The following is an 18014-nucleotide window of genomic DNA, read 5'->3' as shown; positions in this document are numbered from 1 at the left end:
CCGCCGGTCCCGGCGGAGCGCGCACCACGGCGTGTGTCCCGAAAAGCGGATCGTGTGGAAAGCCCTGGGGCGTCCCTGGGGCGTCCTTAGACGGTACCGGTCAGGGGCCGGTCACGACCTGGAAGCGGCCGTCCTTCACCATCATCTTCGCCAGCGCCTTCGCCGGCTCGCGGGTGACGGGGTCGAAGCTGGTGGCGCCGGTCACGCCGGGATAGTTGGTGGTGGCGGCCAGCGCGTCGCGCAGGCTCTCGCGGGTCACCGACGGTCCGGCCTTGGCGACGGCGTCCAGCATGATGCCGACCGCGTCGTAGGCTTGGGCGGCGAACATGCCGGGCTCCGACTTGAAGCGCGCGGCGTACTCCTTCACGAAGGTCTGCACCGCCGGGTCGGGGTTGTCGGGCGTGAAGGTCGTGGCGAGATGCAGCCCCTCCACCGATTCACGCCCCAGCTCGATCAGCTTGGGCGAGTAGAGGGAGCTGGTGCCGTAGAGCGGGATCTTGATGCCGAGCTGCTCGCGCTGCTGGGCGAAGGCGGCCCCCTCCTCGTAGAACATCGCGAGGTAGATCACGTCGGGCTTCTGCCGGGCGACCTTGGTCAGGATGGAGCGGAAATCGCGGTTGCCGGGGTTGAACGCCTCGGTGGCGGTGATCTTGCCGCCCTTGGCCTTGAAGCCGCTGACGAAGCCGTCGAGCGCCGAGATGCCCCAGTCGTTCTGGATGTAGATCACCGCCGCCGTCTTCTTGCCCGCCGCGATGATCCAGTCGGCGTTGTACGGGCCTTCGAAGGCCTGGGTGGTGATGTTGCGGAATTGCCAGGGGCTGAGCTTGGTGAAATCCGGGTGCGAGGCGGTCTGGGAGAGCTGCGGCATCTTCTCCGCCGCGTAGATCTCACCCGCCGCCATCGACACGGTGGATGAGAAGTCGCCGATCACCCCGACGACCTTGGAGTTGTCGAGGAACTTGTGCGCGATGTTGCGCGCCTCCTTGGGATCGTCCTTGCTGTCCTCGAAGGTGATGGCGACCTTGGCGCCGGCCAGCTTGCCCGAGGCGTTGAACTCCTCCAGCTTGATCTGGGCGGCGTTGCGGAACATCTCGCCATACTGGCTGCGGTCGCCGCTGAGCGGCGCCTGATAGCCGATGACGATCTCGCGGTCGGCGGCCTGGACGGCGGTGCCGGTGGCCAGCATGGCGCCCAGAACGGCGCCGAGAATGGCGTTCTTCCTCATGATTCGGTTCCCCTGTCGGCGAGGCTGGACGGTCAGTTCGCGGCGGCCGGATCAGCGACGGGCGCGGCGGCGCCCGGCGTGATCGTCAGGTGGCAGCAGGTGCTGCGGCCCGGCTTCCAGGTGTCGACCTCGATCTCAAAGCCGGCGGTCTCGAAGGTGCCCTTGTCGACCGCGCCGGCGAGTTCGCAAAGCGTCTCAACCGTCTGCGCCGGCAGGTTGGCTTCGAGCCAAGCTTCCTTCAGCGGACAGGTGTGGAAGCGGATCTCCAGCACCTCGTCGGTGCAGCGCACGACCTCCGGCCCGAACTGGGCCTCGGCGTCGGGGATGAACTTCAGGAAGGAGTCCCGCAGGCCGGCCAGATCGGCCGGGGCGTGGGGCGCGAAATTGTGGGCGATGGCCGCACCCCGGCGATAGATGGTGCGCGCCATGATCTCCCGGGCCTTCTCCTCGCCGATCTCCTTGCGCATCTCGTCGAAGGCCGCCTCATAGACCATCGCGCGGCTCTTCATCGCGTTGCGCAGAAGTGTGCGAAACTCGTCCATCGGTGAATGCTCCTGTTTTTTTGCCAAGTGTCTTGCGGTGGCGATTTTTGTTTTTTGAAAGCGCTTGTTCTTGCGTCAGAGGGACGGGCCGCCCTGAAGGAAGGCTTCGATCCGTGCCTCGTCGGCGGCGGTGTCGAAACCGGCCCGCCCCATCCAGGCGTCGTCGTGGTAGGTGTTGCGGTAGCGCTCGCCGGAATCGCAGATCAGCGTGACCAGCGAGCCGGCCCGCCCGGCGTCGCGCATCCGTCCAGCGATCCAGCACAGCCCGAAGAAGTTGGTCCCGGTGGACCCGCCGACCATCCGGCCAAGCCGCCGCGACAGCACCCGCATCGCCGCCAGCGAGGCCACGTCGGGCACCTTGATCATCTGGTCGACGACTTCGGGGATGAAGGACGGCTCGACGCGGGGCCGCCCGATGCCCTCGATGCGCGACCCGCGCTCGCAGGTCAGCGCGGCGTCGCGGTTGACGAAGCTTTCGTAGAAGACCGAATGCTCGGCGTCGGGAACGCACAGCCGGGTCGGCAGATGGCGGTAGCGGATGTGGCGCCCGATGGTGGCGGCGGTGCCGCCGGTGCCGGCGCTCATCACGATCCAGTCGGGCACCGGGTGGCGCTCGCTGCGCATCTGGCCGAAGATCGACTGGGCGATGTTGTCGGTGCGCCAGTCGGTCGCCCGCTCGGCGTAGGTGAACTGGTCGAGATAGACGCCGCCCAGCCGCACCGCCAGCGCCGCCGCCTCGGCATAGATCGCCTTGGAGGAGTCGACGAAGTGGCAGCGCCCGCCGTGCAGTTCGATGGCGGCGACCTTCTCGTCCGAGGTGCCGCGCGGCATCACCGCGTGAAAGGGCAGGCCGAGCAGCCGGGCGAAATAGGCTTCCGACACCGCGGTGGAGCCCGACGACGCCTCAATCACCGGGGTGCCCTCGCCGATCCGCCCGTTGCAGATGGCGAACAGCAGCAGCGACCGCGCGACGCGGTGCTTCAGGCTGCCGGTGGGGTGGGTCGACTCGTCCTTCAGATAGACGTCGATCCCGGACAGTTCCGGAACGTCGAGCTTCAGCAGCGGCGTGTCGGGCGACCGCGCCGCCTCGGTCTCCAGCAGCTCGATCGCGCGCCGGGTCCAGTCGCGGCCGGTGGCCTCGGGCAGCGGGGTGTAGTCGAGGCGGAACGGCTGACGGATCGAACCGGCACCGGGAGAAAACGGCACGGTCTGCGCGGAAGCGGTCATGTCACCCTCAAAGCGCGATGACGGCGTCGATCTCGACCGACGCGCCGAGCGGCAGCGCGGACACCTCGACGGTCGAGCGGGCGGGGAACGGCGCCTGGAAGAAGCCGGCATAGACCTCGTTCACCGCCTTGAATTGGGTGAGGTCGGTCACGTAGACGGTCATCTTCACCGCCTTCGCCAGGCTGGTTCCGGCGGCCTCGGCGATCGCCGCGATGTTGGTCAGGCTGCGCGCCGCCTGGGTGGGCGCGTCCGGGCCGGCGAAGGCCCCGGTGGCCGGGTCGATCGGCAGCTGGCCGGAGACGAACAGCAGCCCCCCGGCGACGCGGGCCTGGGCGTAGGGGCCGATGGCGGCCGGGGCTTTGTCCGTGGCGATGGTGTCGGTCATCATCCTGATCTTTCCTGTTCTGGCCCTGTGGTGGCGGCCGCCTGCTCAAAGGCTGGCCTGCTCAAAGGCCGGGCGGTCTGCCCGCGATGGCGGCATGCGGGTGCATGCGAAATCCTCAAAACGAAAAAGCTTTTCTCCTGGCGGGCCAAACGAGCAAAATCATCCGTCCCAACCGCGAAGGCCCCGAGCAACCCCGATGACCATCGACGCCACCGACCGGAAGATCCTGGCCGCCCTTCAGGCCGACGCGACCCTGTCGCTCGCCGACCTCGGCAAGCAGGTCGGCCTGTCCGCCACCCCCTGCTGGCGCCGCGTGCAACGCCTTGAACAGGAAGGCTATGTCCGCCGCCGCGTGGCCTTGCTGGACCGGGCCAAGCTGAACGTCGACGTGACCGTCTTCGTGGCCGTCCGAACCAGCAAACACTCGGCGGAATGGCTGGAGGAGTTCCGTCGCGTGGTGGCCGACATACCGGAGGTTGTCGATCTCTACCGCCTGAGCGGCGAAATCGACTATCTTCTGCGGGTGGTCATTCCGGACATCAAGGCCTACGACTCCTTCTACCGAAAGCTCATCGAGCGCATCGAGCTTCAGGATGTCTCGTCAATGTTCGCCATGGAGGAAATGAAGTCGACAACGGAAGTCCCTCTTTCTTACGTAAAAACCCAGACCAGCTAGGATTTTACTTGTTGGTTTTCTTTTTAGACTCACGCTTCGGCAATTTTCGCGAAGCCCCTGTAGTGATTCTCAATATCGCATGGTTCATATGAGAATTTTTTACTTTTTTGGCTGAGAAGGCGCTTCTATGTAGAAAAAATTTCCACGTTAAAAGCATCTCATAGAAAATTCATTTCTCGTGGCTGCCGGTGTGCGAATGGATCGGGCGTTTGGCCTCTATAACTCTCTCCCCCTGGGGAGAGGGTGGCCCGGAGGGCTGGTGAGGGGGATGTGCTTGGCGGCACGTCCGGCAAAAGCGCAACCCCCTCACCCTAACCCTCTCCCCAGGGGGGAGAGGGGACTTCAAATGCAATCGTCCAGGCCCAGCCCCCGTTGCCTATTGCCTGCGCAAAGCGGCCGGTCTATATGCGTAACGTCTCACTCAATGAGACGCTGAAACCGCCAGGGCAGGCGAACCTTGAAAACGCGCAGCACGCCGACTCCCGACGCCGCCACCGCCACCGCCACCGCCAACGTCCCCGACGACGCGGCCAAGCCGAAGGCCGCCGCCACCGACCGGACCTTCGCGATCCTGGAACTGGTCGCGTCGGCCTCCGGCCCGCTGGCCGTCAAGACCATCGGGACGACGCTCGGCCTGCCCAAACCGACCGCCCACCGCCTCGTCAACAGCCTGATCGAGAAGGGGCTTCTGGCGCGGGATCTGGAAACGCGCGACGTCATCATCGGCGTCGAGGCGGCTCGGCTGGCGGTCGGTATCCTGCGGGCCTCGCTGTCCCGCGCACCGGTCCGATCCGTTCTGCGCGCGGTCAGCGCCGAGCTGGGGGAAACCTGCAATGTCGGCGTCCTCGACGGCGGCGACGTCGTCTATCTCGACCGCGTGGAGGTCGAGCACTGGCCCCTGCGGCTCCAGTTCGGCGTCGGATCGCGGGTACCGATGCACTGCACGGCCATGGGCAAGCTGTTCCTCGCCACCCTGCCGGACGGCATGCGGAGCCGCCTGCTGGCTTCCGGCCCCTTCTCCGCGCAGACCGCCCACACCCTCACCGATCCGGACGCGCTGGCCGCCGAGCTGGAGCGCATCGCCGCGCGCGGCTACTCGCTCGACGACGAAGAGTATGTGGTGGGCGTGTTCTGCGTGGCGGTGCCGATCCTGTCCTCCACGGGCCGGACGGTGGCGGCCATTGCCGTGCAGGCCCCGAAGGTCCGGCTGTCGCACGACCGCGTCGAACAGGTCCTGCCCATCCTCCGCCGCGGCGCCGAGGCCCTGTCCGCGCAGTTCGGATAGCCTTCCTCCCCCCATCGTTCTTCAAAACCGGACGTTTCATTGCCCAAGCCGCGGGATGCCGGCAGGGCATGCCCCCGTATGCATGGATAATTGGGTACACGAACTTTTTGGGCTTGCGCGACCCAGGGTCCTGTGAGTTAATGATACAAATCGTATCGCTGAATGAGACCAAGAGGCCGAGCGATACGCTTCCAGTCACGGGGAGGAACGATGACGCGGAAGATCGCCTTGGGCTCCGCTCCGTTGCAGGAGGCCCGCGAACCGACAATCGAGGACGCTGCCGATAACAACTCCGGTGACCGCCGGCCGCTCGCCGACCGCGTCCTGGCGTTGCTGGACGCGGTGGCCGGGGCGGGACAGCCGATGGCCGTCAAGGACATCGCGGAGAAGCTGGCCCTGCCGAAGCCGACCGCGCACCGGCTGATCGCCATGCTGGAGGAACGCGGCTTCCTCGCCCGTCCGATCGACGGCCGGCTGGTGACCGTCGGCCCGAAACTCCGCACCCTGGCGCTCAACACGCTGCGCAGCTCCCTGGCCCAGGCGCCGTCGCACGCCCGGCTGCGGGCGCTCAGCTTGGAGTTGGGGGAAACCTGCAACATCGGCGTGCTGGAGGGCGGCGACGTCGTCTATCTCGACCGCGTCGAGGTGGAAGGCTGGCCGCTGCGCCTGGAATTCGGCGTCGGGTCGCGGGTGCCGCTGCACTGCACGGCGATGGGCAAGCTGTTCCTCGCCTTCCTGCCGGAACTGCCGCGGCGGCGCCTGCTGGATTGCCTGCCGCTGCCCCGGATGGCGGCGGCGACGCTGTGCGACCCGGCGCTGTTCCGCGCGGAATTGGACAGCATCGCCGCCTGCGGCCATTCCTTCGACGACGAGGAATACATGCCGGGCGTCTTCTGCGCGGCGGTGCCGATCCGCGACGGCGCGGGACGGATGGTCGCCGCCCTGGCGGTGCAGGCGCCGAAGGTCCGGCTGTCGCGGGAATCGGTGGCCGACCGGCTGCCGGTCCTGCACCGCGCCGCAAGCGACATGGCCCACGCGCTGGGCATCGACGCCGCCCCGGCCGAGCCGGCCCTCTCACCTTAAGGAAGACGGACGCCATGGCAAGGACGCTTGAGACGACCGCCGCCGGATGCCCGGCCCGGCTGATGGCGCGCAGCGCCGCCCTGGAGCCGGTTCCCACGGCGGTGGTCGCCGCAGGGTCGCCGGTCGCGCTGGAAAGCGCGCGGCGCGCCGCCACCCTCGGCCTCATCGAGCCGGTGCTGGTCGGCGATCCGGCGGCCATCGCCGACAGCGCCCGCAGCATCGGCTGGACGCTCCACGGCGCCTGCGTGGTTCCGGCGCGCGACGACGCGGCGGCGGCGCGGATCGCGGTGGCGCTCGCCCGTTCCGGCGACGTCGGCGCGCTGATGAAGGGGCACATCCACACCGACACGCTGATGCTCGCGGCCCTCGACCCGAAGAACGGGTTGCGCACCGGGCGCCGCTTCACCCACGCCTTCCACATGACGCTGCCCGGTTCGGGCCGCGAGCTGGTCATCACCGATGCGGCGATCAACGTGGCGCCGTCGCTGAACACCCGGCTGGACATCATCCGCAACGCCGTGGAGCTGTGGCGGCTGGTCGGCGGCAGCGACCCGCGCGTGGCCCTGCTGTCCTGCACCGAGGAGGTGACCGAACGCGTGCCCTCCAGCATGGACGCCGACCGGCTGACCCGCCTGTGCCAGCAGGAGGTGCCGGGCGCGACGGTGTTCGGGCCGCTGGCGCTCGACCTCGCGGTGTCGGCCGAGGCGGCGCGGATCAAAAACCTGTCCCACCCCTGCGCCGGGGCCGCCGACATCCTGGTGGTGCCGAACATCGAGACCGGCAACGCCCTGTTCAAGGCGCTGGTGCATTTCCTGGACGCGGTCGCCGCGGGAATCGTGCTGGGTGCTGCGGTGCCGATCGTTCTCACCTCGCGCGCCGACCCGCCGGCGGCCCGCATCGCCGCCGCCGCCATCGCCCAGATCGTCGCCGGGCGCCGCTCCGCCACGCCGGGCGCGCCCTACCCCACCACCGCAGCCAACAAGGGAGGCGCCGCCCCCAGCCTGCACGCCTGACGCTCAAAAATAAATCCTGGGAGGGAATGCAAATGCTCCGCAACGCCTTGACGCTCACCGCGGCGGTGGCCGCGCTGCTGACACCCGTCCTGTCATCCGCCCCCGCGCGCGCCGACGATTACCCGTCGCGCCCCATCGAGGTCATCGCGACCTTCGGGGCCGGCGGCGGCGCCGACCTGATGGCGCGCCAGTTCGCCCGCCTCGCCGAACCCCATCTCCACGTCGCCATGCCCGTCGTCAACGTGTCCGGGGCGTCGGGCAACGCTGGCCTGACGCGGGTCCTGACCAACCCGGCCGACGGCTACACGGTCGGCACGCTGATCGCGCTGTCCGTCTCCTCCTGGGCGTCGGGCCTGGGCACGGCGAAGCCGGACAATTTCGTCTATGTGGCGATGATGCAGAACTCGCCGTCGATGCTCTACGTCTCGAAGAACAGCCCCTTCAAAACCTACGAGGACTTCGCCGCCCACGCCAAGGCCAACCCCGGCAAGCTGCGCGTCGCCACCTCCGGCTACGGCACGCAGGACGACATCACGCTGAAGTATCTGGGAAGCCAGGGCGTGCCGGTGACCAACGTCCCCTTCGCCCGCCCGTCGGAGCGCTACGCCTCGCCCATCGGCGGCCACACCGACGCGATCTACGAGGAACCGGGCGACGTCGCCCAGTTCCTGAAGTCCGGCGACCTGAGGCCCATCGTCGTGTTCGACAAGCAGCGCCATCCCTCCTTCCCCGACGTGCCCGCCTCGGCGGAGCTGGGGCTGGACATCGGCGACCTGCCCAACTTCCGCACGCTGGCCGTGCCCGCCAGCACGCCGCCGGAGCGCGTGCAGAAGCTGCACGAGGCCGCCGCGAAGGTGCTGGCGAGCCCGGAATGGAAGACCTTCTGCGCCGACACCTTCACCTGCGTCGACACGCTGGTAACGCCGGACCAAGCCAAGGAGGAGGTCAAGGCCTTTTATGAAACTGTGAAGGGCTATCTGGACCGCTTCGCGACCAAGACCGTCGGCCAGACACCGGGCTGAGTCCGCTTCCAATTCCGCCTCACCCGTTTCATCGCTCCTCAGGGAGGGAACCGTGACTCCCCTGTCCCACGGTCTTCGCCGGCTGGCGACACCCGCGGCCCTGCTCTTCGGGTCGCTTCTTCTCTCGCAACACATCGTGCGCGACAGCACCATGATCGCCGGCCTGCCGGACCCGGTGGGACCGACGGGATGGCCCCGGCTGATGCTGGGCGCGGTCGGGCTGTGCGCCCTGATCTGGATCGCCAAGGAACTCCTGGCGCTGCGGCGCGCGGTCCACCAGCAGAAACCGATTGATGAGGAATACGAAGGCTACGCCTATGGCCGGGCCATGATCGGGCTGGGGCTGGTCGTCCTCTACGGCATCGCCCTGCCGCAGCTCGGCTTTCCCATCGCCACCGCGGCCTTCGTCGCCCTGTGGTGCCTGATCGGCGGCATCCGGCGCCCGCTGACGCTGGCGCTGGTCACCGGCATCGGCTGCGTGGCGCTCCTCTACATCTTCGTCCTGCTCGCCCAGATGCCGCTGAACCGCGGCCAAGGCGTCTTCGACGGCTTCACCGTCGCGCTCTACCGCCTGCTCGGCATCTACTGAGCCGGCCACCGGAGGGATCGTCCCATGGATATCCTCGCCAATCTGGCCGGTGGCTTCGCCGGCGCCCTCGATCCGTACAACTTCGTCTTCCTCGTCTCGGGCCTGATGCTCGGGGTGGTGGCCGGCGCTTTGCCGGGCATCTCCTTCGTCAACGCCATGGCCATCGCCCTGCCCTTCACCTACCTGCTGCCGCCGGTCACGGCGATGTCCTTCCTCGGCGGCATCTATGTGGGTGGCGTGTTCGGCGGCTCGATCTCCTCGATCCTCATCAACATCCCCGGCACGCCGGCCTCGCTGCCGAGTTGCTGGGACGGCTACCCGATGACGCGCAAGGGCCTGTCCTCGCGGGCCTTGAGCATCGCCATCACCGCGTCGGCCTTCGGCGGGCTGGTCAGCGCGTTGCTGCTGACCTTCGGCGCCCCGCCCTTCGCCAGCTTCGCGCTGAAGTTCGACCAACCGGAATTCTTCGCCGCCACCATCCTGGGCCTCGTCAGCGTCATCGCCATCGCCAAGGACGCCCCGCTGATGAGCGCGCTCTCGATGTTCCTCGGCCTGCTCATCGGGACGGTCGGCGTCGATCCGATGTACGGCATGCCCCGGCTGACGCTGGGCGTCCCCGACCTGGAGAGCGGCATCAACTTCACCGTCGTGATGATCGGCCTCTTCGCCATCGGCGAGGTCGTGGACCTGATCTGCAAGCGGGCCGGCGGCGCCCGCTCCGTCGCCACCAAGCCCGGCAAGCAGGTCGGCCTGTCCGACCTGTGGCGGGTGAAGTCCTCCGTGCTGCGCGGCACCGGCGTCGGCTGCACCATCGGCGTCATCCCCGGCGCCGGGGCCACGGTGGGAGCGGTCATCGCCTACAGCGTGGAGAAGCAGGCCTGCGGCAAGGGCGACCGCTTCGGCACCGGGATGGAGGAAGGGCTGGCGGCCCCGGAGGCGGCCAAGAACGCCACCACCGGCACCGCCATGATCCCGTTGCTGACGCTGGGCATCCCCGGCAGCGCCGCCACGGCGATCATGCTGGCCGCCATGCTGATCCACGGGCTGAACCCCGGCCCGCTCCTCTTCACCTCGAACACCACGCTGGTCTACACGATCTTCGCCAGCATGCTGATCGCCAATCTGCTGATGATCGTCGCGGCGATGGGCGTGGCGCGGGTCTTCTCGACGCTGATGCGCGTGCCGCCGGCCATCCTCGGCGCCTTCATCATCGTGCTCAGCGTCGTCGGCGCCTACGGCGTGCGCAACAACCTCTTCGACGTCTATGTCTGCCTCGCCTTCGGCGTCGTCGGCTACTTCATGAAGCGCACCAACTTCCCGCCGGCCCCGTTGGTGGTGGGCGTGATCCTGGGGCCGCTGTGCGAGCGCTACTTCCTCACCTCGCTCGCCAACTACGAAGGCAACATGGCGGTGTTCTTCACCCGCCCGATCAGCGGCACGATCCTGGCGCTGTCCGCGATCTTCCTCGCCTGGTCGATGTGGCCGGTGGTGAAGCCCCTGCTCCGCCGTCCTCCCAACGATCCCACCCACGGCGATCCGGCCCCGAAGGAGCCTCCGCACCGGGTGCTCAAAGCCTGACCGTCCGAACCAACGAACGAACCTTCAGGGAGAGAGACAAGCAAATGGACAACATCATGCTCGACCGAACGCCGGCCAGCGCCGACCAGGAGGCCATCGCCGCCCTCGTCGCCCGCGCCCGCACCGCCCAGCGCGCCTTCGCCGACGCGACGCAGGAGCGGGTGGACGACGCCGTCGCCGCCCTCGCCTGGGCCATCTACGAGCCGGGCCGCGCCCGCGCCCTGGCGGAACTGGCGGTGGCCGACACCGGCCTCGGCAACGTCGCGGACAAGATCGTCAAGAACCAGCGCAAAACCTTCGGCACGCTGCGCGACCTGATGCGGGTGCGCACCGTCGGCGTGATCGAGGAGGACACCGCCAAGGGCATCGTCAAGATCGCCAAGCCGCTGGGCGTCGTCGGCGCCGTCACCCCCTCCACCAACCCGGCGGCCACGCCGGTCAACAAGGCGATGATGGCCGTCAAGGGCCGCAACGCCATCATCATCGCCCCCTCCCCCATGGGCTCCGCCGCCACCGGCCGCACGGTCGAGCTGATGCGGGCCGAACTGGCGCGCATCGGCGCGCCGGAGGATCTGGTGCAGATGATCCCCACCCCCATCACCAAGGGCCTGACCCAGGCGCTGATGGAGGCGGTGGACCTCGTCGTCGTCACCGGCTCGCAGGACAACGTGCGCCGCGCCTATTCCAGCGGCACCCCGTCCATCGGCGTCGGGGCCGGCAACGTCCCGGTCATCGTGGACGAAAGCGCCGATCTGGCCGAGGCGGCGCGCAAGATCTGCGCCTCCAAGACCTTCGACAACTCCACCTCCTGCTCGTCGGAGAACGCGCTGATCGTCCTCGACTCCGTCTACGACGCGACCATCGCGGCGCTGGAGGAGGCCGGCGCCTACCTCTGCACCGCGGAGGAGCGGGAGCGCGTGCAGTCCCGCCTGTGGGAGAACGGCAAGCTGAACCGCAAGCTGATCGCCAAGGACGCCGCCATCCTGGCCGAGGCGTTCGAGCTGGCGCCCAAGGCGCGGGAGGCGCGCTTCTTCCTGGTGGAGGAGACGGGCGTCGGCAAGGCGCATCCCTTCTCCGGCGAGAAGCTGTCGCTGGTGCTGGCGGTCTACCGGGTGCCGGACTTCGACGCGGCGGTCGATCAGGTGCGCCGGATCCTCGACCACCAGGGGCGCGGCCATTCCTGCGGCATCCACACCAAGGACGAGGCGCACGCCAAACGGCTGGCCGACGAGCTGGACGTGGTGCGCGTGCTGGTCAACTTCGCCCACACCTTCGGCAACGGCGGCGGCTTCGACAGCGGGCTGAACTTCACCCTCTCCATGGGCTGCGGGAGCTGGCAGAAGAACTCCATCTCCGAAAACCTGAGCTGGAAGCACTTCGTCAACATCACCCACCTCGTCCGCCCGATCCCGGAGGACAAGCCGAGCGAAGAGGCCCTGTTCGGCCCCTTCTGGTCCCGCCACGGACGCTGACGGAGGCGACGATGAACTTCGAGGAACAGGCTGGAAAATCCGTTCTCGCCCGCGCCGGGGTGAGCGTTCCGCAGGGCCGCCTCTGCGCCAGCGCGCAGGAGGCCGAAGCGGCCGCCCGCGCCATCGGGCCGGTGGTCGTCAAGGCGCAGGTGCCCACGGGCAAGCGCGGCAAGTCGGGCGGCGTCAAGCTGGCCGCCACGCCGGAGGAGGCCGCGGCATCCGCGCAGGCCATCCTGGGCATGGAGATCGGCGGCTTTCCGGTCGCCCGCGTCCTGGTCGAGGAGCAGGCGGCCATCGCCCGCGAATTCTACGCCGCGGTGCTGAACGACCCGGCCAGCCGCAGCCCGCTCGTGCTGTTCTCCACCGAGGGCGGCATGGACATCGAGGAGGTCGCGGCGACCCGCCCCGAATCCCTGCGCCGCATGGCGGTGGACATCCGCAAGGGCTTCGGCCCGGCGGACGCGCGCCGCCTGCTGCTGGGGCTGGACCTCGGCGAGGCCGCCGTGCCGGTGGCGGCGATGCTGGTCGATCTCTACCGCGTCTACCGCCAGCACGACGCCGAGCTGCTGGAGATCAACCCGCTGGCCCTGCTCGCCGACGGCCGCATCGTGCCGCTGGACTGCAAGCTGACGGTGGACGACGCCGCCCTCTACCGGCAGGAGGACATCGCCGAACTGGGCGCCAAGGAGCCGCTGTCGGCGCTGGAGGAGCGCGGGCGGGCGCTCGACCTCAAATACATCGAGCTGGAGGGCAACGTCGGCGTCCTGGCGAACGGCGCCGGGCTGACCATGACGACCATGGACGTGGTCAGCCACGCCGGCGGGCGTCCGTCCAACTTCCTGGAGATCGGCGGCGAAGCCTACACCAAGGGGACGGAAGCGCTGGACCTCGTGCTGTCCAACCCCGGCGTCAAAAGCCTCGTCGTCAATTTCTGCGGCGCCTTCGCCCGCACCGACGTGATGGCCGGCGGCGTGATCCAGGCCTGGAAGACGCTGAACCCCACCGTCCCCGTCTTCTTCTCCATCCACGGCACCGGCGAGGACGAGGCCGTGCGCATGGTGCGGGAGGAGCTGGGAATCGAACCCTACGACCGGATGGAAGACGCCATCTCGGCAGCCGTGGAGGCCGCGCGATGATCGTACGCAAGAGCGACCGGGTCCTGGTGCAGGGCATCACCGGCAAGCAGGGCACCTTCTGGACCGAGCAGATGCAGGCTTACGGCACCACCGTGGTCGGCGGCGTGAATCCGAAGAAGGCCGGGCAGAGCCATTGCGGCGTGCCCATCTTCGCCACCGCAAAGGAGGCCATGGCGAACGGCGGCTTCGACGTGTCGGTGATGTTCATCCCGCCCGCCGCCGCCAAGGCCGCCGCCATCGACGCCATCGAGGCGGGGGCGAAGACCGTCGTCTGCCTGACCGAGCACATCCCCGCCCACGACGTGATGGAGATGCACGCCGCCGCGGCGGAGCACGGCACCCGCATCATCGGGCCGAACACCGCCGGCATCGTGACGCCGGGCGAGGGCTTCGTCGGCATCATGCCGGCCTTCAACCCGCGCATCTTCCAGCCGGGCCGGGTCGGCGTCATCTCGCGCAGCGGCAGTCTGGGCACGCTGGTCTGCCTGAACCTTGTGCGCGGCGGCCATGGGCAGTCGGCCTTCCTCGGCATCGGCGGCGACCCGATGATCGGCACGACGACCAAGGACGCGCTGGCCGCCCTGATCGACGATCCGGGCACCGACGCCATCGCGCTCGTCGGCGAGATCGGCGGCAGCATGGAGGAGGAGGCGGCGGAGCTGGTGGCGAAGACGGACAAGCCCGTCGTCTCCTTCATCGCCGGCCGCGCCTCCCCGCCGGGCAAGAAGATGGGCCACGCCGGGGCGATCGTGACCGGCGACCGCGGCAGCTATGCCTCCAAGCGCGGCGCGCTGGAACGCGCCGGGGCCGTGGTGGTGGACGTGCCCGGCGACCTGCCGGCGGCCCTCGACGCGCTGATGGCCGAGGCCGCGAAACGGTCGGGCGCGCAGCGGCTCGCGGACTGACCGCTCAGCCGCCTTTTTGAAGAACGGTACGGCAGCACTGCCCCCTTTCCCGGCCCCCTCTCCCGGCCCCCGCCGGGAGGGAACGGGGGAGGCATACCGGAAGGAACGGATCAGGATGGCGAAGATCGACGACGTCGGCGGCCAGCGTGCGCGCGGGTTCGCCTTCACCCAGAGCCACCAGCGAAGGAGCGGGCCGGCGGCGCCCGAGGACGCGCGCGGCTGGCTCGACCGCTACCAGTCGCCGCGCGAGGAGCTGAACCCCTCGCCGACCGTCTCCGACACGGTCAAATACACCACCTGCTACATGTGCGCCTGCCGCTGCGGCATCAAAGTGCACATCAAGGACGGCCAGCTCCGCTTCATCGAGGGGAACAAGGATCATCCGGTGAATCACGGCGTGATCTGCGCCAAGGGGTCCGCCGGCATCATGACCCAGAACTCCCCGGCCAAGCTGCGCAAGCCCCTGCTGCGCACCGGGGAGCGCGGCACCGGCGAGTTCCGCGAGATCGAGTGGGACGAGGCGCTGACCATCCTGACCGAGCGCCTGGGCAAGATCCGCGACAGCGACCCCAGCAAGCTCGCCTTCTTCACCGGGCGCGACCAGAGCCAGTCGCTGACCGGCTTCTGGGCGGCGCAGTTCGGCACGCCCAACTTCGCGGCGCACGGCGGCTTCTGCTCCGTCAACATGGCCGCGGCGGGCATGTACACGCTGGGCGGCAGCTTCTGGGAGTTCGGGGAGCCGGACTGGGACCACACCCGCTACCTGCTGCTGTTCGGCGTGGCCGAAGACCATGACAGCAACCCGATCAAGATCGGCCTGTCGAAGATGAAGGCGCGCGGCGCCAAGATCGTCTCCGTCAACCCGATCAAGACCGGCTATTCCGCCATCGCCGACGAATGGATCGGCATCCGTCCGGGCAGTGACGGTCTGTTCGTCTTCGCCCTGATCCACGAGCTTCTGCGTGCCGACCGCATCGACGCCGAGTATCTCGTCCGCTACACCAACGCCCCCTGGCTGGTCATCCAGGATCCCGGCGCCCCCGACGACGGCCTGTTCGCCCGCGACGCCGACGGCGCCCCGCTGGCCTGGGACGCGGTGGAGCAGCGCGCCATTCCGGCCACCGCGGCCGGCATCCGCCCGGCGCTGGTCGGCGCCGTCACCCTGCCGGACGGGCGGCGGGCCGTGCCCTCCTTCCATCTGCTGGCCGAGCGCTACCTCGACCCGCAGCACGCGCCGGAGGCGGTGGCCGAGCGCTGCGGCGTCCCCGCCGACACCATCCGCCGCATCGCCGCCGAGATGGCCCACCTCGCCTTCCAGGAGACGCTGACCATCGAGCAGCCCTGGACCGACTGGGCGGGGCGGCGCCACGAGCGGATGGTCGGGCGGCCCATCGCCATGCACGCCATGCGCGGCATCTCCGCCCATTCCAACGGCTTCCACACCTGCCGGGCCATCCACATCCTGCAAATCCTGCTGGGCACCATCGACGTTCCGGGCGGCTGGCGCTACAAGTCGCCCTACCCCCGCCCCGCCCCGCCGGGTCCCAAGCCCGCCGGCAAGCGCGGCGAGACCGGCCCCGGCAAGGCCATCCACGGGATGCCGCTCGGCTACCCCATGGGGCCGGAAGACCTGCTGGTCGGCGAGGACGGGCAGCCGCTGCGCATCGACAAGGCCTTCAGCTGGGACGCGCCGCTCTCGGTGCACGGGCTGATGCACATGGTGGTCGCCAACGCCTGGGAGGGCGATCCGTACCGCGTCGACACGCTGTTCATGTACATGGCCAACATGGCCTGGAACTCGTCGATGAACACGTCCGAGACGATGCGGATGCTGTCCGACAAGGACCCCGACAGCGGCGAATACCGCATCCCCTTCATCGTCTATTGCGACGCCTACGCGTCGGAGATGGTGGCCTACGCCGACCTCGTGCTGGCCGACACCACCTACCTGGAGCGGTGGGACTGCATCTCCCTGCTCGACCGCCCGATCGGCAGCGCGCACGGCCCCGGCGATTCCATCCGCCAGCCGGTGCTGACCCCCGACCGCGACGTGCGGCCCTTCCAGGACGTGCTGATCGAGCTGGGCGCGCGGCTCGGCCTACCCGCCTTCGTCCGGGAAGACGGCAGCCCGCGCTACCCCGGCGGCTACCCCGACTACATGACCAACCACGAGCGCAAGCCCGGCATCGGCCCGCTGGCCGGCTGGCGCGGAGCCGACGGCAAAGAGACCGGCAAGGGCGCGCCCAACGCGGACCAGCTCGACCGCTACGTTCGCAACGGCTGCTTCTGGCATTTCGAGCTGCCGCCGGAGCAGCACTATTTCAAGCACGCCAACCAGGCCTATCTGGAGACCGCCACCCGCATGGGCTTCCTCGACAAGCCGGAGCCGGTGATCCTCCAGCTCTACGTCGAGCCGCTCCAGAAATTCCGCCTCGCCGCGCGCGGGCACGGCGCGGTGCTGCCGCCCGCCGACAAGCGGCAGCGGGTGGAGACCTACTTCGACCCCCTGCCCTTCTGGTACCCGCCGCTGGAGGAGGAGGGGCTGGACAAGGGCGCCTTCCCGCTGCACGCGGTCACCCAGCGCCCGATGCCCATGTACCATTCCTGGGGATCGCAGAACGCCTGGCTGCGGCAGATCCTGGCCCGCAACAGCCTTTACATCGCGCGCTCCACCGCAGAGGCGCTCGGCCTCGCCGACGGCGACTGGGCCTGGGTGGCCAGCCCGACCGGGCGCATCCGGGTGCCGGTCCATCTGATGGACGGGGTGGAGGCCGGGACGGTCTGGACCTGGAACGCCATCGGCAAGCGCTCCGGCGCCTGGAACCTGTCCGCCGACGCGCCGGAGGGGACGAAGGGCTTCCTGCTCAACCACCTGATCTCGGAGCTGCTGCCGGAGCGCAACGGCTACCGCCACGCCAACGCCGACCCGGTGACCGGGCAGGCCGCCTGGTATGACTTGCGCGTCCGCGTCGAGAAGGCCCCGCCGAAGGAGCGGGCCGAGACGATGCCGCGCTTCCCCGCCCAAGCCATGCCGCCGGGCGTCGAGCCGCCGCCCGCCATCCTGCGCACCGGCGCCGCGTTCCGGTCCACGTCTCGGGGAGTCCGGTCATGACGAGCCTTCCCAACCGCGAGCCCGGCGCCCCCCGGCTGGGGCTGGTCATCGACCTCGACACCTGCGTTGGCTGCCACGCCTGCGCGGTGGCCTGCAAGCAGTGGAACGCCGGCGGCCACATGGCGCCGCTGACCGACACCGACGCCTACGGCGCCGGCCCGGACGGGGTGTGGTTCAACCGCATCCACAGCTTCGAGGCCGGCTCGGACCAAGGCGGCTGCGGGTCGCGCACCACCAACTTCCCGCGCTCCTGCCTGCATTGCGAACAGCCGGCCTGCGTGACCGTCTGCCCGACCGGCGCCTCCTACAAGCGCGCCGAGGACGGCATCGTGCTGGTCAACGAGGATCTGTGCATCGGCTGCAAGCTGTGCTCCTGGGCCTGCCCCTACGGCGCGCGGGAGTTCGATCAGGACGTCGGCGTGATGAAGAAATGCACCCTGTGCATCGACCGCATCCACAACGAGACGCTGGCGGAGTCGGAGCGGGTGCCGGCCTGCGTCATGGTCTGCCCGACCTCCGCCCGGCATTTCGGCGACCTCGCCGACCCGGCCTCCGCTGTGTCGAAGCTGGTGGCGGAGCGCGGCGGCTACGACCTGATGCCGGAACTGGGCTACGAGCCGACCAACAAGTACTTGCCGCCCCGGCCCCGGCCCACCCTGGCGCTGGACGAGCGCGTCACCAGGGACAGCGCCAACGACGATCTGCCGCTCCACGGCCTGCTGAAATGGGCCGACCGCATCCTGGCGCGCTGAGGGAGGAAATCC

At 69.1% G+C, this 18014-nt stretch carries 16 protein-coding genes; 12 read left to right on the top strand and 4 right to left on the bottom strand.

What is annotated here, in order from left to right; all coding sequences use genetic code 11:
- Positions 1 to 100: 100 nt before the first annotated feature.
- The 4 genes from ACWPN7_RS09135 to ACWPN7_RS09120 all read right to left on the bottom strand — a co-directional run bounded on the left by ACWPN7_RS09135 (position 101) and on the right by ACWPN7_RS09120 (position 3382).
- Positions 101 to 1225: an ABC transporter substrate-binding protein gene (locus tag ACWPN7_RS09135; protein ID WP_456523040.1), complete on the bottom strand. Its 1125-nt coding sequence runs from the start codon at positions 1223 to 1225 to the stop codon at positions 101 to 103.
- 32 nt (positions 1226 to 1257) lie between these two features.
- Positions 1258 to 1767, bottom strand: coding sequence for an L-2-amino-thiazoline-4-carboxylic acid hydrolase (locus ACWPN7_RS09130; protein WP_040137875.1), 510 nt, complete (start codon positions 1765 to 1767; stop codon positions 1258 to 1260).
- Between the two features lie 75 nt (positions 1768 to 1842).
- A complete protein-coding gene (locus tag ACWPN7_RS09125; RefSeq protein WP_456530757.1) occupies positions 1843 to 2994 on the bottom strand; it encodes a PLP-dependent cysteine synthase family protein in 1152 nt (383 codons plus the stop codon).
- A gap of 7 nt (positions 2995 to 3001) precedes the next feature.
- Complete coding sequence (locus tag ACWPN7_RS09120; RefSeq protein WP_014200209.1) at positions 3002 to 3382, bottom strand: Rid family detoxifying hydrolase; 381 nt, start codon at positions 3380 to 3382, stop codon at positions 3002 to 3004.
- Between the two features lie 193 nt (positions 3383 to 3575).
- Here ACWPN7_RS09120 and ACWPN7_RS09115 point away from each other — a divergent pair, with 193 nt between their 5' ends.
- The 12 genes from ACWPN7_RS09115 to ACWPN7_RS09060 all read left to right on the top strand — a co-directional run bounded on the left by ACWPN7_RS09115 (position 3576) and on the right by ACWPN7_RS09060 (position 18002).
- The gene (locus tag ACWPN7_RS09115) at positions 3576 to 4055 is read left to right on the top strand and encodes an Lrp/AsnC family transcriptional regulator (RefSeq protein WP_456530758.1); all 480 of its coding nucleotides are present in this window, start codon (positions 3576 to 3578) and stop codon (positions 4053 to 4055) included.
- A 457-nt stretch (positions 4056 to 4512) separates the two neighbouring features.
- Positions 4513 to 5340, top strand: a complete 828-nt coding sequence (locus tag ACWPN7_RS09110; protein WP_014200213.1) for an IclR family transcriptional regulator — start codon at positions 4513 to 4515, stop codon at positions 5338 to 5340.
- A 210-nt stretch (positions 5341 to 5550) separates the two neighbouring features.
- On the top strand, positions 5551 to 6423 hold the full coding sequence (locus tag ACWPN7_RS09105) for an IclR family transcriptional regulator (RefSeq protein ID WP_459197537.1): 873 nt from the start codon (positions 5551 to 5553) through the stop codon (positions 6421 to 6423).
- A gap of 14 nt (positions 6424 to 6437) precedes the next feature.
- Positions 6438 to 7436 (top strand): bifunctional enoyl-CoA hydratase/phosphate acetyltransferase, encoded by a 999-nt coding sequence (locus ACWPN7_RS09100; RefSeq protein WP_040137873.1) that lies wholly within the window; start codon positions 6438 to 6440, stop codon positions 7434 to 7436.
- 32 nt (positions 7437 to 7468) lie between these two features.
- Positions 7469 to 8458 (top strand): Bug family tripartite tricarboxylate transporter substrate binding protein, encoded by a 990-nt coding sequence (locus tag ACWPN7_RS09095; protein WP_051658721.1) that lies wholly within the window; start codon positions 7469 to 7471, stop codon positions 8456 to 8458.
- A 52-nt stretch (positions 8459 to 8510) separates the two neighbouring features.
- The gene (locus ACWPN7_RS09090; protein WP_040137872.1) at positions 8511 to 9047 is read left to right on the top strand and encodes a tripartite tricarboxylate transporter TctB family protein; all 537 of its coding nucleotides are present in this window, start codon (positions 8511 to 8513) and stop codon (positions 9045 to 9047) included.
- A gap of 24 nt (positions 9048 to 9071) precedes the next feature.
- Positions 9072 to 10625 carry a tripartite tricarboxylate transporter permease gene (locus ACWPN7_RS09085; RefSeq protein ID WP_014200218.1) on the top strand — a complete coding sequence of 518 codons (1554 nt, stop codon included), beginning with the start codon at positions 9072 to 9074 and terminating at the stop codon, positions 10623 to 10625.
- A gap of 44 nt (positions 10626 to 10669) precedes the next feature.
- Positions 10670 to 12097 carry an acylating sulfoacetaldehyde dehydrogenase gene (sauS, locus tag ACWPN7_RS09080; protein WP_040137870.1) on the top strand — a complete coding sequence of 476 codons (1428 nt, stop codon included), beginning with the start codon at positions 10670 to 10672 and terminating at the stop codon, positions 12095 to 12097.
- Positions 12098 to 12108: 11 nt separating this feature from the next.
- Positions 12109 to 13233, top strand: a complete 1125-nt coding sequence (gene sucC / locus ACWPN7_RS09075) for an ADP-forming succinate--CoA ligase subunit beta (protein WP_456525842.1) — start codon at positions 12109 to 12111, stop codon at positions 13231 to 13233.
- The gene (locus ACWPN7_RS09070) at positions 13230 to 14138 is read left to right on the top strand and encodes a succinate--CoA ligase subunit alpha (protein WP_200526975.1); all 909 of its coding nucleotides are present in this window, start codon (positions 13230 to 13232) and stop codon (positions 14136 to 14138) included. The genes sucC and ACWPN7_RS09070 overlap by 4 nt, the downstream gene beginning before the upstream one ends.
- A gap of 115 nt (positions 14139 to 14253) precedes the next feature.
- A complete protein-coding gene (locus tag ACWPN7_RS09065) occupies positions 14254 to 17250 on the top strand; it encodes a molybdopterin oxidoreductase family protein (RefSeq protein ID WP_459197538.1) in 2997 nt (998 codons plus the stop codon).
- Positions 17247 to 18002: a 4Fe-4S dicluster domain-containing protein gene (locus ACWPN7_RS09060; protein ID WP_459197539.1), complete on the top strand. Its 756-nt coding sequence runs from the start codon at positions 17247 to 17249 to the stop codon at positions 18000 to 18002. Before ACWPN7_RS09065 ends, ACWPN7_RS09060 begins: the two co-directional genes overlap by 4 nt.
- Positions 18003 to 18014: the final 12 nt, after the last annotated feature.

It is taken from the genome of Azospirillum sp. UENF 312511, assembly GCF_058780635.1.
This window is presented reverse-complemented; position numbering and strand designations above follow the sequence as displayed.

Bases quoted from the DNA above. Each gene is read 5' to 3' on its own strand.
- ACWPN7_RS09065 (WP_459197538.1), top strand. From the start codon at position 14,254: ATGGCGAAGATCGACGACGTCGGCGGCCAGCGTGCGCGCGGGTTCGCC.
- sauS (WP_040137870.1), top strand. From the start codon at position 10,670: ATGGACAACATCATGCTCGACCGAACGCCGGCCAGCGCCGACCAGGAG.
- ACWPN7_RS09115 (WP_456530758.1), top strand. From the start codon at position 3,576: ATGACCATCGACGCCACCGACCGGAAGATCCTGGCCGCCCTTCAGGCC.
- ACWPN7_RS09060 (WP_459197539.1), top strand. From the start codon at position 17,247: ATGACGAGCCTTCCCAACCGCGAGCCCGGCGCCCCCCGGCTGGGGCTG.
- sucC (WP_456525842.1), top strand. From the start codon at position 12,109: ATGAACTTCGAGGAACAGGCTGGAAAATCCGTTCTCGCCCGCGCCGGG.
- ACWPN7_RS09125 (WP_456530757.1), bottom strand. From the start codon at position 2,994: ATGACCGCTTCCGCGCAGACCGTGCCGTTTTCTCCCGGTGCCGGTTCG.
- ACWPN7_RS09070 (WP_200526975.1), top strand. From the start codon at position 13,230: ATGATCGTACGCAAGAGCGACCGGGTCCTGGTGCAGGGCATCACCGGC.
- ACWPN7_RS09130 (WP_040137875.1), bottom strand. From the start codon at position 1,767: ATGGACGAGTTTCGCACACTTCTGCGCAACGCGATGAAGAGCCGCGCG.
- ACWPN7_RS09095 (WP_051658721.1), top strand. From the start codon at position 7,469: ATGCTCCGCAACGCCTTGACGCTCACCGCGGCGGTGGCCGCGCTGCTG.
- ACWPN7_RS09085 (WP_014200218.1), top strand. From the start codon at position 9,072: ATGGATATCCTCGCCAATCTGGCCGGTGGCTTCGCCGGCGCCCTCGAT.
- ACWPN7_RS09100 (WP_040137873.1), top strand. From the start codon at position 6,438: ATGGCAAGGACGCTTGAGACGACCGCCGCCGGATGCCCGGCCCGGCTG.
- ACWPN7_RS09120 (WP_014200209.1), bottom strand. From the start codon at position 3,382: ATGATGACCGACACCATCGCCACGGACAAAGCCCCGGCCGCCATCGGC.
- ACWPN7_RS09105 (WP_459197537.1), top strand. From the start codon at position 5,551: ATGACGCGGAAGATCGCCTTGGGCTCCGCTCCGTTGCAGGAGGCCCGC.
- ACWPN7_RS09135 (WP_456523040.1), bottom strand. From the start codon at position 1,225: ATGAGGAAGAACGCCATTCTCGGCGCCGTTCTGGGCGCCATGCTGGCC.